Here is a 15,576-nt window from a genome sequence, read left to right as displayed (position 1 = left end):
ACCGACCTGGATCATGACTTGTCTCCTTCTCGCTCCGTTGGTCGGGGCCAACGGGCGCGGCGTTCAGGACAATCGGGTTTCAGCAATGTTTCAGGCGTGTTTCGTCGAGACCGAAATCGATCTTCAGACAACGATCTACAGGTGGCTGCTGAACGTCTGGCGGCGGTGCCGCCGGTGTTTTTGTCTCACCTAACTCCTGAAAACGGCCCCGGCGCGGGACGGGGGGCTGGGGGGCGCCGGAGCCGCCATTCCAGGCCGGCCATCGGCGGTGGGCCGACCACAAGACCAATTCCAGTTTGGAGCAAGAAGTTCCAAAGGGGACCTGGCAAAGCGAACAGCTCAATACTGAGGACGCTTCAACAGCTCCGGCAATCGCGCGATTGCCGTTGCGATCCGTCGCGCCTCGTCGCGCGATAGATATTGGTGGGCATACTGATAGCCCCACGAGTGCAGATCATCGCGATGAAGAACGCAGCAGATCGTGAAGCCGTTCGCGTCCTTGACTCGGAAGCACTCCTCTTCCGCGATCATGACCCACGGCGCCGGAAACCGCCTGAGATTGTCCATCCATGATCACGGGCGTGCGTGGCCCCGTTGCTGCTCAACTCCGTGCGGTACGAGGCGGCGCTTGGCAAGACCAGTCCGCGGCGTTGCCGGCGGCCGGCGCGGAACGAAGAGGCTGCGCACGAGAATAGGCTCGCTGTCGCCGAGCCGTGTCCGCTCCTGAACCAGGCCGCTCATCACGACGCGCATCTTCATGATCTCTTCCGCCACGAAGGTGCAGTCCTCGTCGCGATTGATCTGCTCGTGCATGATGGCCTCGGCCTCTCGCATGCTGATGCGTAACGCTCTGATAATGTTGCGGATTTCATTGATGCGGTTGTCCACGGCCCATCTCCACCTGACGACCGGACAATAAGAACAAATCATGAACAATGAGTCAATACGATCTTCACTCGGATGACTGATTGCTGCCGGAGAGGCCATGCACAAGAATAGGCTGTCGCCGAGCCGTGTCCGCTGGCCTGTTTCCGACGTGGCCTAGTTTCAATTTTGGAACTGAAACCGGACGAGCCGTTACGAGAGTCGATCAAATGGCTCAAGGAGCGCGACATGCCGGAGCGCCGGAGAGTGACGCAAACCCGCTCCCTTGAGGAACGCCTTGTCGAAGAAGCCAAGCGGCTTCGTGCGCAGGCTCAACTACTCCCCCCAGGTTTTGATCGGGAGCATGCAATCCGTAAGGCCTGCCAAGCCGAGACCGGGTCGCACATGAACGAGTGGCTGAGATCGCCCGGGCTACAGCCGCCGAAGTGAGGCCACCTCAGTTGGCGGCCTCTCCTGTTTCTGGCGGCATGTAATCGTCCGGAAACGGCAGCATGAAGTCCTATCCCATGGTGTCCTAATCCGCCTCTGCGGGTGTGAAACGATCTCGTCTCCTACCCGTATCTATTGGGGCGGGGGATTTCAGTGCCCAGTTCGACGCAGCGCCGCTAAGCATCCATTTGAGCTTGGTCGCGTTGTGCCGTTGAACCTTCTCGTCATCCATTTGGACTGATCAATATCCGGGATTTTGCTGATCCCTCTCGGGGCTGGAACGCCGCCGCCTGCGCTTCATTTCAAGCGGGCGGCGTTTTCATTTGTGTCCTAATCTGCCAGATCGGCTGTCCTAATTAGAACAGCCCCCGATGTGGGAGATCTTCCACCCCCAAAGGTCCGGCCAACAGCGATCGTTGGCCCAACGGGTCAAACTTTAGCCAAATGCGGTGAAGCGGATTCGGCGGAATGAAATCTCCTCGCGCCATGCTGGGACATGTCCCTTGCGAGGGTGCATGGGCAGGCTGGAGATTCCGTCGATGTATTACGTCGCCGCCGCATTGCTGGTGCTGTCGGGACTGTTCTACTCCGCGAGCCATCACGAGCTCGGCCAGTTCGGTGCGAACGTGTGCAGCTATGGCAGCACGTTCTGCGACAACCCGGTGGTCGTCTTCACCGGCGGCGCGCTGGCCGCCGCCTGGGGCATGTTCGTCAGCATCAAGTAGCAGCACGCGCCTCGGCGCGCATGCGTTGGACGCGTTACATCGCCAATTCCTTGCGGACGGCCGCGGCCGAATTGCCGACCTTGTCGACAGCCTTTTGCAGCTCCTCCTTCGATACGCCGAGCGCGTGCGTCCAGTACTTGACCTCGAAGGCCTCGTGCATGTTGATCTTGCTGCGATCCGGTTGCCCGCGCTTCGTCAGATGGTCCATCGCGTATCCTCCCTCATGGAAGAGCAAAACGCCACCATGGACCGGCCGTTCCAAACGGCAGGACGAGACTCATACGTCGAGGCTTACGCGTCGAGGCTCATACGTTCAGCCACAGCATCGAAGCGAGCACCGCTGAAAAGAGAAACAGCCCGACAATTGCAATTCTGAAAACCAGGTCGGCGGCCAAATGTGCCCCCTCTTGTCGTTGCAAATTCTTTGCTCGTACGGCGCGCGGCCCCGCCTTGGGCAAGGCAGGACCGCACCGTGACTTTGCTGCCGGGGCGGGTTGGAACGGCCCGTCAAGCGGCACCGCAACACGCTCATCCACCATTGGTTCCAGGTTTTTCGGAGAGCGCGAATCGGAGCGATGTTAACCCCACTGATCAGTGGGCGCCACTGTCATGAGAACCAGACCGTGCCGCGCGACGGCGGACAGCCGAGCAAGTGCTGCCTGATCGCCGACGGCTTCCGTGTCCAGGGATCGGCCGACCGTCGGCGACATGCTCTGGCGCAAGAGGCTGGCGACCGTTTTGAACGTGGGCAAACGAAGAGCCCGCAACCGGTGACGGTGCGGGCTCGACGATCTCTGTGATGGTACTACTTTACAAGTGTTTTGCCCGACGTGTCAAAGTAAAGAAGAAGCATCGGCGTCAGCAGACGGCGCGGCGCCGGCCGACGCAGGAACTTTGCGGCCATGACGCGCTTAAAGCACACTTCGCAATTCCGGAAGCCGGAAGGTCAGCCCCTGTCAAACCGATCGAAGCAGCACGCCGCCAAGCACGACAGCGCCGAAGGATCGGCGAAGCCCGGGACGGGACTGCTGCAACGGCTGGGGCCCGGGCTCATCACCGGCGCAGCCGACGACGATCCGTCGGGCATCGCCACCTATTCGCAGGCGGGTGCGCAATTCGGCTACGGGCTGCTCTGGACGGTTTTTCTCACCCTGCCGTTCATGATCGCGATTCAGCTCGTCAGCGCTCGGATCGGCCGGGTCACCGGCAAAGGGCTCGCCGCCAACGTCCTGCAGCTCGCGCCGCGCTGGATCGTGCTGGGGCTCGTCTCGCTGCTCGTCATCGCCAACACCTTCAACATCGCCGCCGACATCGCCGCGATGGCGGAGGCGCTCTCGCTGGTCATCGGCGGGCTCAATCACGAGCACGCCCTGATCTTCGCGGCGGGTTCGACCCTGCTCCAGGTGTTCGTGCCCTATCGCCGCTATTCGCCGGTGCTGAAATTCCTGACGCTGACGCTGTTCGCCTATGTCGCCACCGCCTTCACCGTGGAGATCCCGTGGAGCACCGCGTTGCTCGCCGCGGTATGGCCGAAGGCGACGATCAGCGCCGACTATTTCCTGATGGTCGTCGCCGTGCTCGGCACCACCATCAGCCCCTATCTCTTCTTCTGGCAGGCCTCGCAAGAAGTCGAGGAGATGAACCAGGGCAAGCGCGACAAGCCGCTGCGCGACCTTCCAACCGGGGGCGCCCCTGAAATCGCGCGCATCAAGGCCGACACCATCGTCGGCATGCTGCTCTCCAACAGCATCGCCTTCTTCATCATCCTGACCACGGCGGCCGTGCTGAACGGCAATGGCATCACCAGGATCAACTCGGCGACGGAAGCGGCCGAAGCGCTGCGTCCGCTCGCCGGCGATTTCACCTTCGCGCTGTTCGCGCTCGGCATTATCGGCACCGGCCTTCTGGCGATCCCGGTACTCGCGGGCTCGGCGGCTTACGCCGTTGCTGAGACTTTCGGCTGGCACGCCACGCTGGAGGCGAAGCCGGAAAAGGCGATCGGCTTCTACGCCATCATCGCGGCCGCAACCATCATCGGCTTCGGTCTCGGCTTCACCGGCATCGACTCGATTCACATGCTGGTATGGAGCGCGGTGCTCAACGGCATCGTTGCCGTGCCGGTCATGGCCATGATGATGCTGATCGTCTCGAGCCGTGCGATCATGGGCCGCTTCAAGGCCCGCTCACGGCTGGTCGCGCTGGGCTGGCTCGGCACCGCGATCATGGCGCTGGCCGTCCTCGCTCTGCTCGGCTCGTCCGCGATCGGCTGACCAGACCGGCGACAGCGACGCCGAGACCTGCGACGCCAAGATCTGCGGCGCCAAGATCTGCGACGCGACGACGACGATGAAGGCCGCGAGCACGGCCGGCACGCTGATGAACCGTATTACGGCGTCACGGGATTGACGGTCGGAGATGTCTTCGGCCCCGGCCGCTCCGGCTCGACCAGCGACTTCGGTGCGGTGGGAAGCACCTTGGCGCCGGCGGCATGTGCGGCCTCGCCCGTCGTCGCATACATCGCAACATGAGCCGGCTGAGTCTTGGCGCGGTTCCACGGCCCGTGATCGACGATCACCATCGCAGCAATCGTCAAGCCGGCCACGATCAGCGCGATCACGCCGGGATGGCGAAGCGCCGAGGACATGGAGTTTACGAAGCGATGTGTTGTCATCGAAGGACCCGTGCTGTTTCCTCTCGCGGGTTAACTCAAACGCATCCTGCGAGTTCCGCCCTTCGCTTAAGCAAGTTCTGAGCCACTGCGCGGAACCGATCGTCCCGATGCGATCACTTTTTCACGTCCGGGCGCGCGTCGCCGACAAAGCTGTCGCGGTTCGGCATTTTGACAGCCGAAAGCGATTTGGCATTGAGTGTCGCATCGGCTCCCACCAGCCCGTTCAGGTTCAGGATATAGGCGGACACCGCATAGACGTCCTCGTCGCTCAGCGACTGCGGCGCGTTCTGCGGCATGGCGCGGCGGATATAATCGAACAGGGTCGGCGCATAAGGCCAATAGCTGCCGACGGTGCGGATCGGCTTGGCCGTTGCGATCGTCCCCTGCCCACCGGCGAGCCGGTCACCCAAGCCACCCTCGCCTTTATCGCCATGGCACGAAGCACATTGCTGGGCGAACACCTCGCGCCCATGGCTGACCGAACCGCCTCCCTGCGGTAGATTGCGGCCGTCACGTCCGACATCGATATTCCAGCCCGCGATCTCCGCAGCCGTCGCAGGGCGACCGATGCCATAAGGGCTTTGCGCCTGCGCTCCGCTCGCGAAGGCACCCAGCGCGATTGCGACGGCAACGCCGCAGGTCTCACGCCAGCGCATTGGTCACCTCGCCGTCGGCCGCGATGCGCCAGGGCCAGATCGCGTTGTTGTGGTAGAAATAGTTCTCGCCGCGCACCGCGAGCAGTTCGGCCAGCGTCGGCTGCACATAGCCGGTCTCGTCGACGGCACGGCTCTGGATCACGGCTGGCTTGCCGTCCCATTGCCAAGGCAGGCGGAAGCGCGTGAGGGCGCGCGTCAACACCGGCTCCTGCAATCGCGCGTCCTGCCAGCTCTTGCCGTCATCGACCGAAACCTCGACACGCTTGATCTTGCCATGTCCGCTCCACGCGATGCCGGTGATCTCGTGGAAGCCGGGCGCGCTCAGGCGATGACCGCCCGAGGGGCGCGTAATGATCGACTTCGTTTCCATATAGAAGGAAAACTCGCGCGCCGTGCCGTCGGACAAGAGATCGGTGTATTTCGAGGTCTCTTCGCGCGAATAAATGGGCTCCGCGGTCACGTGCAGGCGGCGCAGCCACTTCACGCTCATATTGCCTTCGAAGCCCGGCAGAAACAGCCGCAAGGGATAGCCCTGCTGCGGACGCAACCGCTCGCCGTTCTGGCTGTAGACCAGAAGGGCGTCCTCGAGGCATTTCTCGATCGGAATGCTGCGCGTCAGCGCGGCGGCGTCAGCGCCTTCGGCGACGACCCATTTGGCGTCCGGTTTCAATCCGGCCTCCTGGAGCACGAGCTTCAGGCTCACGCCGGTCCATTCGGCGCAACTCACCAGACCCACGAGGTCCGATGCCGTCTTGCCATAGGGCTTGGTGTAACCGGGATTGCCGGAGCATTCGAGGAAGTGGATGCGCGACTCCGACGGGAAGCGCCTGAGATCGTCCATCGTGAAGATCAGAGGCCGCTCGACGAGGCCGTGCATCATCAACCGATGCTGCGCCGGGTCGATGGTCGGAACACCGCCATGATGCCGCTCGTAGAACAGTCCATTCGGCGTGATGATGCCGTCGAGCTCCTGCAATGGCGTCCGGCTGGAGGCCGATATGTACTGCTTGAGAGTCTTCGAGATGTTCTTGACGACGCCCTTCTCGAACGGTGACGGCGCGCCATAGGGCTGGGCTCCCATCGGCTCGCCCGGCGCCTTCATCCATTCGGGAATGTTGGGCGGAAGGTTGTCCGTCTCCGCCGCGGCCGACGCACCAGCGCCCAGAACGGCGCCGCCCGCCACCGCGGTGCCGCCTTGCAGGAAGCGACGGCGTGTTGTTCTCGCGGATTTTCCCGCGGCGTCGATCGTGCTGCTCATTGCGGATCCTCGGCTGAAGCGCGACCCGCATCAAACCCTCCGCGAAGGGCGTTTGCAATCCGCACCTATTTCAAAAACAGGCGATTTCGACCAGGACTGGTCTAGATCAGCCAGCCGCAACAGTCATTCCGTTCTTCGCGATGCAAGACAGCTCTCAGTTTCACTCGCCCGGAGCGATCGCGTTACTCGGCGTCGGGCGGTCGGTGATCTGCTGTCCGAACAGGCTGCCGATCAGCTCGACCGCAGTGCGCGCGGTGCGACCGCGCTCGTCCAGGAACGGGTTGAGCTCGACGATGTCGACCGATCCGACCACGCCGGAATCATGAAGCAGCTCCATGATCAGATGCGCCTCGCGATAGGTCGCTCCGCCCGGCACTGTGGTGCCGACTCCCGGCGCCACACACGGATCGAGGAAATCGACATCGAAGCTGACATGGAGCACGCCATCGCACGCCTTGACGCGCTCGATGACGCGCCGGATCAGCACAGCGACGCCAAACTCGTCGATCTGGCGCATGTCGACCACCCTGATCCGGCGTGTGCGCATCAATTCCCTTTCGAGCTTGTCGATCGAACGCGCGCCGAACAGGTCCAGCCTGTCGGGATCAATCGAGGCGCGCGGATCATCGCCGAGCAATCCGTCGAGGCCGGGCTCGCCACACAAGAACGCCGCCGACATGCCGTGCATGTTGGCGGTGATCGTCGTCTCGGGCGTGTTGTAATCGGCATGGGCGTCGAGCCAGAGCACGAACAGCGCGCGTCCGCGCTCCTGCCAATGGCGCGCCATGGCATTTACCGATCCCATCGACAATGTGTGATCGCCGCCGAGGAAGATCGGCAACGCGCCGGTCTGCGCGATCTCATGGCCTCTGCGACTCAGCACCCGCGTCCAGCGCTGGATTTCGCGATAGTGATTGGCTTTCTCGGGCGGCCTGTCAGCGAGGTCCCCGACCTCCGCCACGGAGAGATCACCGTAATCGACGACTTCGAAATCAAGGCTTTCGAGCAGTGCCGCAAGGCCGGCGGTGCGCAGCGCTGCGGGGCCCATCAAGGTGCCACGCTGCGAAGCTCCCATGTCGATGGGCGCGCCTAGCAAGGCGATGCGCCGGGCTCGATCCGGCATGGTCCGATCGGTCACGGCAGCCTCCTGACATCCACAAGGTCGTGACAGCCTAACAGAGATTCGGACCCGTCGTTTCACGGGTATTTCCCGCTGAAAAGACGCCGCGCGAGAAGCCGTCCCGGAACAAAATCCCGCGCGCCGCATTTTCCCTGCAAGGCCGGCACCCGCCGTACATTACGGCGCCTGTCGCGGATAGCCAAAGGTCTTCGGACCCGCTGTTCAAAACGAGCGCTCGCGCGGATAGCCAAAGGTGCCGGCCTCATTCACCTCATCAGAAGCGGAGTTTACGACTTTGAGCACCGAGATTCCGCAGCCCCCGTCCCAGCCCGGCATGGCCGAGCGCGCCATCGACGCGGCGGCCGACGTCTCCCACACGATCGGAGAGGTCGCGGGAGGCTTGCGCGCCGCTGTCGACCGCTTGACGCATGTCATCGACGAAGCTCGAAAGCCCGGCCGGCCGCTCGCGACGGTCGCGGCAATCACGCGCGAAGCGCCCCTGGCCAGTCTGTTCGTCGCCTTCCTCTTTGGCGTGGCAGTTGCACGCCGGCGCTACCGATCGGAGTTGAAGCGGTTCAGGCCGCGCTGACGGCTTCGAGTTCAGCCGGCAGGAATTGCCTCTCGAACGCCTCGGCAGGCATCGGGCGGCCGAAGAAATATCCCTGCCCTTCCTCGCATCCCATGCTGACCAGGAAGTCGGCCGTGGCACGGTTCTCGATGCCTTCCGCCACCACAGTGAGCCCGAGTTGCTTGCTGAGACCAATGGTCGAGCCGACGATCGCGGCGTCGTCGGAATCGGCGAGCAGGTCAAGCACGAACGACCGGTCGATCTTGAGCCCGTCGAGCGGAAACTTCTTCAGATAGCTCAGGCTCGCGTAGCCCGTGCCGAAATCGTCGAACAGGACGCGGACGCCGAGCTGCTGGATCCGCTCGAACATGTCGAGCACGCGGCTTTCGTCATGCAGCAGGATATCCTCCGTGACTTCGAGCTCGAGCAGCGAGGGCGTGAGCCCCGTCTTCGCGAGCAGCGCCGCAACGGAATGCGCGAGGTCGCCGGAGTCGAGCTGCGACGGCGAGAGGTTGATCGCGACGCGCACGCTGTTTCCGGACAATTCCCAGGCTCGCGCCTGCCGGCAGGCGGTCTCCATCACCCAGTTCGCGATCCGCTCGGACAGGGACGAGGTGTTGACCACCGGCATGAATTCCCCGGGCGAGACATAGCCGCGCGCGGGATGCCGCCAGCGGATGAGCGCTTCAGCCCCGAGCAGGCTGCCGTCGACCAGCCGAACCTGTGGCTGGTAGAACAGTTCGAACTCTCCGCGATCCGCGGCAAGCGCCAGTTCGCTCTCCAATGTCAGCCGGTTCTCCAGCTCCTGCCTGATCGCGCTCTCGAAGATCACGTGGCTGCCGCGCCGCGTCATCTTTGCCTTGCTCAGCGCCAGATGACCATTGCCGAGAAGATCATCGGCGTTGTGCCCACCTTCCGGATAAACGGCGACGCCAATGCTGATCCTGACGCGATGTTGGCGCGCGCCCGTTGCGAGCGGCACTTCGAACGCGCGCGCGATCCGCTCGGCAAACTCCACAATCGGCTCGCCAGCCTCCGTGCAATCAAGCGCGATGGCGAACTCGTCGCCGCTGAGCCGGGCGACGACCGCCTTGCCATCGACCTTGGTCCGGAGGCGCTCCGCGACGGCCCGCAGCACGAGGTCGCCGGCCGAATGTCCAAGCATGTCGTTGATCTGCTGGAAGCCATCGAGGCCGAGCACGAGCAGCGCGACGTCGGACGATCGCCGCTCCGCCGCGGCGATCAGATTGGCGAGGCTCGCATGCAGCATGTTGCGGTTGGCAAGACCGGTCAACGCGTCATGTTCGGCGAGATACCTGACGCGTTCGGCTTCGCGCTTGCGGACCGAGATGTCGCGCAGGATCGCTCCGTACTGGAAGCCGTCCGTGCCCTGCCAGCCCGAAAAGCTCGCTTCGACCGGGAACGTCTCGCCGTTCTTCCGCCGCCCCTGGAACTCGACGACGACGGCACCGCCGGGCACCAACAGCGCCTGGCGCGCAGCATCGCGCATGGCAAAAGCCTTTGCGCCACCGCCGGTGGGCTCCGCACAGAGCGTTTCGAACGGACGCCCGATCATCTCGGTCGGCATGTAACCGAAGATCGCACTGGCGCCCGGATTCCACACCGTGATCCGATGATCCTCGTCGGTGCAGATCAAACCGTCGCCGAGCGACATCGCGATACGATGAAAGCGGCTCTCGGCAATACGTCCCAGGAGACTACGGAAATCGATCTCGTCGAGTGCAATCGCCGTCAGATAGGCAATGATCGCAATGTGAAACAGCGACGTGTCGATGATGAGCGGCCAGCTTGCCTGCACGAGCGCAGCGGCAAGTTCCACGCCCGCTCCTGCGGCGACGAGGATGGTGACACGGACGCCCGGTGCGGAACGGCGCCACGAATACATCATCGCCAGGCAGATCAGGCCCAAGCCAATGATCATGCCGGCATCGGACGTCCAGCGCAGCATCCGGTTCTGGAGGATCGATTCCGCCGCGAGCGCCTGGAGGACGGGCCCAGAGACGCTCTTACCGTTTGGAACACTGAACCGGTCGCCCAGTTCGAGCGCGGTAGCACCGACGATGATCTTCTTGTCTCTCAGCTTGTCCAAGGTCGCGGTATCGCCGCGCAGCACGTCATAATAGGAGACACTTGGGATGGAGGCCGCACGAATGCCGAAATCGATCAGGAAGGGTGGCCGCCGATTGGCGTCCTGCCCGGCCAGCACGACGGCCATCGACGGCATCACGGCATCGCCAAGCTTCTCTCCGACCGGATAGCGGCGCACGAGCCCGTCGGATTCGATCGCAACATTGACGACGGCCGGCCACGACTGGTTGCTGAACGGCTTCAGTGGACGATTGATGTGAACCGCGCCACCATTCGGCGTCGGCTGCTTGAAGGAGGGCAGGATCGTCGAACCGCCGACCTCCCGAAGCGCCGTGACGAGGGCCTCGTCTGAGGCCGGATCCGATGGTGTGCTGAAATCGACGTCGAAGGCGACGTCCTGTGCCCCCGCCGCCTCGAGCCTGTGCAACAGTTCCGCGTGGAGCCGGCGCGGCCAGGGCCATATCCCGATCTGGTCGATCGAGGGGGCGTCGATGGCCACCACGACGACATTGCCGCTGGCCGTACGCGATTGCCAGGCGAAGCGCAGATCGGTGAGCGCGTTGCGAAGCGCGCCGTGCCACCCCGTGGACAGCACGACCGCAAGCGCGATCATGACGAGAATATGCGGCCGATGGCGTTTCACTTTGCTCCCCTGCACCGGCGGTCCCTGCCGCCAGGCGCTCCCCTATGCCGACGACACGGTCCTAGCGATGGCCTCTGCCCCAATACCAACCATAGTGGTGGCCATGATTGCCGTTACCGTTGTTGCCGTTATTCCCGTTTCCGCTATTCCCGTTGCCGTTGTCGCCATTATTGCCGGTGCCACCGCTTCCGTTGCTGGTTGTACCAGTCCCGTTGCTTCCGCTCCCAGAGCTTCCGCCGGACACATCGCTGGTCGAACCAGAGGTGGTCGCAACAGTCGTCGTCGTATTTGACGACGTCGACGTGGCACTGGCCGCGGGTGCACTGCTGCTCACCGTAACCGCCGTCACGTTGGAGCTGTTGGCGGCCGTGGTCGTCTTGCTCGCCTTCGTATCGCTCCACACCGTCTCGGTCCCGGTGCTGGCGTTCGCGTTGCGCACGTGCCCCGTTGTCACGGCGCCGTGGGCGAGCCCGTTCGTGACCTTGTGGACGTTCAGCTTGACCTCGCCGAGCGAACTGGAGATGCGCACGACGCCGCCTTTGGGCGCCTGACCGCCGGCCGCTTGATGCGATTGCGCCGGCGCGCCGGCCGCCTTGGTCCCCTTGTCGATCGGACCGAGCGCATGGATCGCATGGCCGCTCGCCGCATTGCGCGGTGCCGACAGGCCCGATTTCGGCACCGGGACACGCTCGATCGTCGAGGCGCGCGGCTTGCCGTGCTCGATCGGATTGAAGGTCCCGGCACCACTCAGGCTGAGGCCGGGCTTGCCGTGCTCAAAGGAGGTGGCGGCCTGTCCCGGCATGACCTGTGCGATCTGTCCGGACTTGAAGTCGGAGACTTCAACCTGGCCGCGGAGCACGCCGACCTTGGTGCTGCCAGCATTCACGGTGACGCTGAATTGCGTTCCCTTGACCACGGCGGCGAGATACGGCGTCTCGACCTCGAAATGCTTGACGTTGCGCTTCTCGACCTCGAGCAGGATCGAACCCGCCTGCTGGATGATAGTGGTCGAGAGCCCTTCCTTCTTCTCGGCCGGCAAACCGACCACCGACTTCGGGGAGATCAAAATCGATTCCTCGCCGCGGACGAGCAGCACGCGTCCGTTGCGTCCGGTGCGAATGGTATCACCGGCCCTCAGCGTCCCTTCTTGGGTCAATGACACAGGCTGCGCGCCGTTGGCGGCAAGCCAGACCTCACCCGAGGACTTGCTGATTGACCAGACGCCATCATCCGCGGCAGATGCGAACGAGGCCGTACCCAGGATCAGCGCGGCCACGAAGGCGCACCGCATTCCAACTCTGCCCAGCATCACGATCCTCAGTCCCGCATTACAGCCAGGCCTGAGGCGTATCCGAAATCACTCAAGAGAGAATTAGCGGGAACCGGCAAGTCCAATGGCTGCATTAACCAATCATTGACCATAAAAAACTAAGAAAAATCATGCAGCTAACGAACTCTTACCGGCTCTTGTGCACTGCTCCGTTAAACTACGGTGAGCAGCTCGCTGCGCGCGTTGAGAAGCGGCATCTCCTCGTTGCACTGGTGCTGGCGGCACCGATTTTCACGGGAATTTCGCAGGCGTTCGCTCAACAGGCGAACCAGCCCGGCTTCGATCCGCGGCAGCCCGAGAAATACTTTGAAAACCAAACCGAGCAGGAATCGCTGAGCCGTCCTCCGGTCACGCTGCCGGCGGTCGGCCGGCCCAACACAGGCGGGGATGCGAAACCACAATTCGTGTTGCGCGGGATCGATGTCGGCGGCGCCCAAGCCATTCCCCGCGATCGCATCGCCGCAGCCTATCAGTCCTATCTCGGCAAGAAGGTCTCGCAAGCCGACCTCGCCACGATCGCCGGCGCGATCAGCGATCTCTACCGCGCAGACGGCTTTCATCTGAGCCGGGCGATCGTGCCGCCGCAGGACATCGCCGACGGTCGCATCCGGATCCAGGTGATTGAAGGCGCCATCGTGCAGGCCGAGCTGAAAGGCGACGGCGCCGAGCAGTTTGGCGTGAGGCCGATGCTGGGGCCGGTTCTCGCCGAGCAGCCGTCGCGCCTGGCAACGCTCGAACGTCAGCTCTTCCTCATCAACAGCGGGCCGGGCATCCGGATCACCGACACCGCGCTCGAGGAGATCGGCGGTGCCACCGGCCGCTTTCGCCTCATCGTCCATTTGAAAACCTGGCACGTCTTCTCGTCGTTCGGCGTGGATAATTTGGGCTCATCGTCGGTCGGCCCGTGGCAGACCTACGCGACCGGCGCTTTCAACTCCTACCTCACGCCCGGCGATACGCTGGCGGTCAACCTGTCGACCATTGCCAACGACCCGCGTGAGCTTGGCTTTGCGCGATTATCCTATGACGCGCCCGCCGGCGTCGACGGCGTGCGCCTCGGCGCTTCCGTCCTGTACAGCGCGGTCCGGCCGGGTGACGCCCGCCGCCTCGACAGCGACATCACCACGACAGAGGCGTTCGAGCTGCGGGCAAGCACCGTGCCCTTCATGTCGCAATCATCGGCGTTGACGCTGACCTTGGCCGGCACCTTCAGCAACGTGTCCGAGCACGATCTTTACGGCCCCTGGTACAACGACCACATCAGGACCGCGAGCCTGACCGCCGATTACCGGCTCCAGGATCGCTTCGGCGGCACCAATTTCGCGACGCTGACCTACCGCCAAGGTCTCGACATCTTCGGTGCCTCGCATTTCGACGACGATCTGCTGTCGCGCGACGGCGCCGCGTCGAACTTCTCGGTGCTGAACCTCTGGTTCACGCGCTACCAGACCCTCAACGACGCCTGGTCGCTCAAGCTGTCCGCGGCCAGCCAGACGGCATCGCGGCCGCTGTTCATTTCGCAGCAGTTCTATCTCGGCGGCGCGGCTTTCGGCCGGGGCTATGGCGCGGCCGAGATCAGCGGCGACAACGGTCTTGCCGGCTCGCTCGAGCTGCGCTTCGACCAGAAGCTCAATTTCCGCTACTGGACCGGCTATCAGCTCTACGCCTTTGGCGACGCCGGCGCAGTCTGGAACGACGGTTACCGCCTGAGCGACGGCCTGTCGCTGACATCGGCCGGAGCCGGCGTGCGGTTCTTTCTGCCGGATGATCTTCAAGCCGATCTCGGCGTAGCCGTCCCCTTGAGCTACCGGGCGCCAGACAACGAGCGCCGCAGCCCACGCTTCCTGTTCACCCTCTCGAGCGCATTCCGGCTCTGCCCCGAACGCGGCAGGGGCGGCTGCCTCTAGCTGCCGCGCTTTGAGCACACCCGGCATGCGGCCCTTTTGCGGCCTTGCTCACAGACTTGCCTAAATTTAATCCCGTAACCTGCTCACGATCGCTCGATCCGGGGGCTTGCAATGACCATTTTCAGTCGAAAGTGATTGGGACGGAACCATGAAGAGGGTGTTTGCAATCCTGGCCTTTCTCTGCGTGCTCGGCGTCGGCCAGTATTTCGTGGTCAGCCGGTTCGCGATCCGACATGAGATTTTGACCCTGTTCGATGCCTCGCGCCAACGGCCGATCTCGGTCGAGATCGCGGTGCGGCGCGACTACGAGACCAAGGCCAATCTCGGGCTCTGGAAGCTCCCGCTCGCCATCATCAGCAACGGCAACACCGTCAAGGCGACCGAGTATTCCTTCCTCGCCAACGTGCTCGCGGCGCGCGGTTATCTCGTTGCCAGCATCCAGCAGGACCTGCCGAGCGATCCGCCGTTGATGACCCATGTCGGTCAGCAATATGTCGGGCGGCGCGAGGTCTATATCCGCTGCGAGGCCAACATCCTTTTCGCCCTGGCCGAACTGAAGCGACGGCAGGAAAACACCGACTACGACCACATCACCCTCGTCGGCCATTCCAACGGTGGCGACGTCTCGATGTATGTCGCCCATCAGCACCCGGAGATCGTGTCGAAGGTGATCACGCTCGACAATCTGCGGGTGCCCTTCGTGCTCAGCGACAACCTGAAGATCCTGTCGTTCCGCTCCAAGGATCCGCATTTCCAGACCGACCCGGGCGTGCTGCCGACGCCTGAAGAGGCCAAAGCGCGCGGCATCGACATCGTCCATACCGGTGCTCAGCACACCGAGATGAGCGATCGCGGTCCCGATGCGGTCAAGGAGAAGATCCAGGCGACACTCGACCGCTTCCTGCGTGACAGCGCCAGCAGCTCGCTCGCGCCGGCTGACACCAGAAGCCCGATGATCATGAACCCCGGCGACTACTAGCCGGGTCCCCTTTGCGGCAGATCAAGGCAGCTCCAGGGTGGCGACGATAGGAAGGGCCTCACCATCCCGGAGGGGCACGTGTCGCACTCCATCGAAAGCCTTGATGCGAAACGTCTCGAGACGGCAGGCCTTGGCCTGCCGGCTGCGAGGACACCGGCATTCGCGCGGCATCTCTATCGTGCGACCCGCAAGCTGCTGCGGTCGATCATCGCCCGCATCGATCTCTCGCAATTTCCGGGATCGTGCTGCGGCTGAGCGCGGCGTCACGCAAAATCAATTTGCGGTCACGCGGCGCA

14 protein-coding genes are annotated in these 15,576 nt (G+C 63.5%); 6 read left to right on the top strand and 8 right to left on the bottom strand.

Going from position 1 to position 15,576, the window contains the following annotated elements:
- Positions 1–573: 573 nt before the first annotated feature.
- Entirely contained in the window at positions 574–888 is a 315-nt protein-coding gene (locus AB7531_RS13240) for a hypothetical protein (RefSeq protein ID WP_231142700.1), read from the bottom strand.
- Between the two features lie 965 nt (positions 889–1,853).
- Here AB7531_RS13240 and AB7531_RS13235 point away from each other — a divergent pair.
- Complete coding sequence (locus tag AB7531_RS13235; protein ID WP_014493715.1) at positions 1,854–2,039, top strand: hypothetical protein; 186 nt, start codon at positions 1,854–1,856, stop codon at positions 2,037–2,039.
- 34 nt (positions 2,040–2,073) lie between these two features.
- On the opposite strand, the gene AB7531_RS13230 is transcribed toward AB7531_RS13235, so the two are convergent.
- On the bottom strand, positions 2,074–2,247 hold the full coding sequence (locus AB7531_RS13230) for a DUF3606 domain-containing protein (RefSeq protein ID WP_064502491.1): 174 nt from the start codon (positions 2,245–2,247) through the stop codon (positions 2,074–2,076).
- Between the two features lie 694 nt (positions 2,248–2,941).
- On the opposite strand from AB7531_RS13230, the gene AB7531_RS13225 reads away from it, so the two are divergent.
- Positions 2,942–4,309: an NRAMP family divalent metal transporter gene (locus tag AB7531_RS13225; RefSeq protein WP_231142703.1), complete on the top strand. Its 1,368-nt coding sequence runs from the start codon at positions 2,942–2,944 to the stop codon at positions 4,307–4,309.
- 116 nt (positions 4,310–4,425) lie between these two features.
- Here AB7531_RS13225 and AB7531_RS13220 read toward each other — a convergent pair whose 3' ends face one another.
- The 4 genes from AB7531_RS13220 to rocF form a co-directional block, all read right to left on the bottom strand.
- Entirely contained in the window at positions 4,426–4,710 is a 285-nt protein-coding gene (locus AB7531_RS13220) for a hypothetical protein (protein ID WP_063982050.1), read from the bottom strand.
- Positions 4,711–4,823: 113 nt separating this feature from the next.
- Entirely contained in the window at positions 4,824–5,366 is a 543-nt protein-coding gene (locus AB7531_RS13215; protein WP_063982049.1) for a c-type cytochrome, read from the bottom strand.
- The gene (gene soxC, locus AB7531_RS13210) at positions 5,353–6,624 is read right to left on the bottom strand and encodes a sulfite dehydrogenase (protein WP_063982048.1); all 1,272 of its coding nucleotides are present in this window, start codon (positions 6,622–6,624) and stop codon (positions 5,353–5,355) included. The genes AB7531_RS13215 and soxC overlap by 14 nt, the downstream gene beginning before the upstream one ends.
- 160 nt (positions 6,625–6,784) lie before the next feature.
- Entirely contained in the window at positions 6,785–7,762 is a 978-nt protein-coding gene (rocF, locus tag AB7531_RS13205; protein WP_063982047.1) for an arginase, read from the bottom strand.
- A gap of 277 nt (positions 7,763–8,039) precedes the next feature.
- Between rocF and AB7531_RS13200 the strand changes: the two genes are divergently transcribed.
- A complete protein-coding gene (locus AB7531_RS13200; protein WP_063982046.1) occupies positions 8,040–8,333 on the top strand; it encodes a hypothetical protein in 294 nt (97 codons plus the stop codon).
- Here the strand turns inward: AB7531_RS13200 and AB7531_RS13195 are convergent.
- Both AB7531_RS13195 and AB7531_RS13190 read right to left on the bottom strand, forming a co-directional pair.
- On the bottom strand, positions 8,320–11,064 hold the full coding sequence (locus AB7531_RS13195; protein ID WP_063982045.1) for an EAL domain-containing protein: 2,745 nt from the start codon (positions 11,062–11,064) through the stop codon (positions 8,320–8,322). The two genes, AB7531_RS13200 and AB7531_RS13195, sit on opposite strands and share 14 nt — an antisense overlap.
- A gap of 61 nt (positions 11,065–11,125) precedes the next feature.
- Positions 11,126–12,373: a FecR family protein gene (locus tag AB7531_RS13190; RefSeq protein WP_063982044.1), complete on the bottom strand. Its 1,248-nt coding sequence runs from the start codon at positions 12,371–12,373 to the stop codon at positions 11,126–11,128.
- A 131-nt stretch (positions 12,374–12,504) separates the two neighbouring features.
- Between AB7531_RS13190 and AB7531_RS13185 the strand changes: the two genes are divergently transcribed.
- From AB7531_RS13185 to AB7531_RS13175, 3 genes are all read left to right on the top strand, one after another.
- Entirely contained in the window at positions 12,505–14,301 is a 1,797-nt protein-coding gene (locus AB7531_RS13185; protein WP_231142709.1) for a ShlB/FhaC/HecB family hemolysin secretion/activation protein, read from the top strand.
- A gap of 148 nt (positions 14,302–14,449) precedes the next feature.
- Complete coding sequence (locus AB7531_RS13180) at positions 14,450–15,280, top strand: alpha/beta hydrolase (protein ID WP_063982042.1); 831 nt, start codon at positions 14,450–14,452, stop codon at positions 15,278–15,280.
- 78 nt (positions 15,281–15,358) lie between these two features.
- Complete coding sequence (locus tag AB7531_RS13175; protein ID WP_187387992.1) at positions 15,359–15,535, top strand: hypothetical protein; 177 nt, start codon at positions 15,359–15,361, stop codon at positions 15,533–15,535.
- The last annotated feature ends 41 nt before the right edge of the window (positions 15,536–15,576 follow it).

It is taken from the genome of Bradyrhizobium sp. 63_E2_N1_3, from assembly GCF_052076005.1.
In the GTDB taxonomy this organism is placed as follows: Bacteria; Pseudomonadota; Alphaproteobacteria; order Rhizobiales; family Xanthobacteraceae; genus Bradyrhizobium; species Bradyrhizobium barranii.
This window is presented reverse-complemented; position numbering and strand designations above follow the sequence as displayed.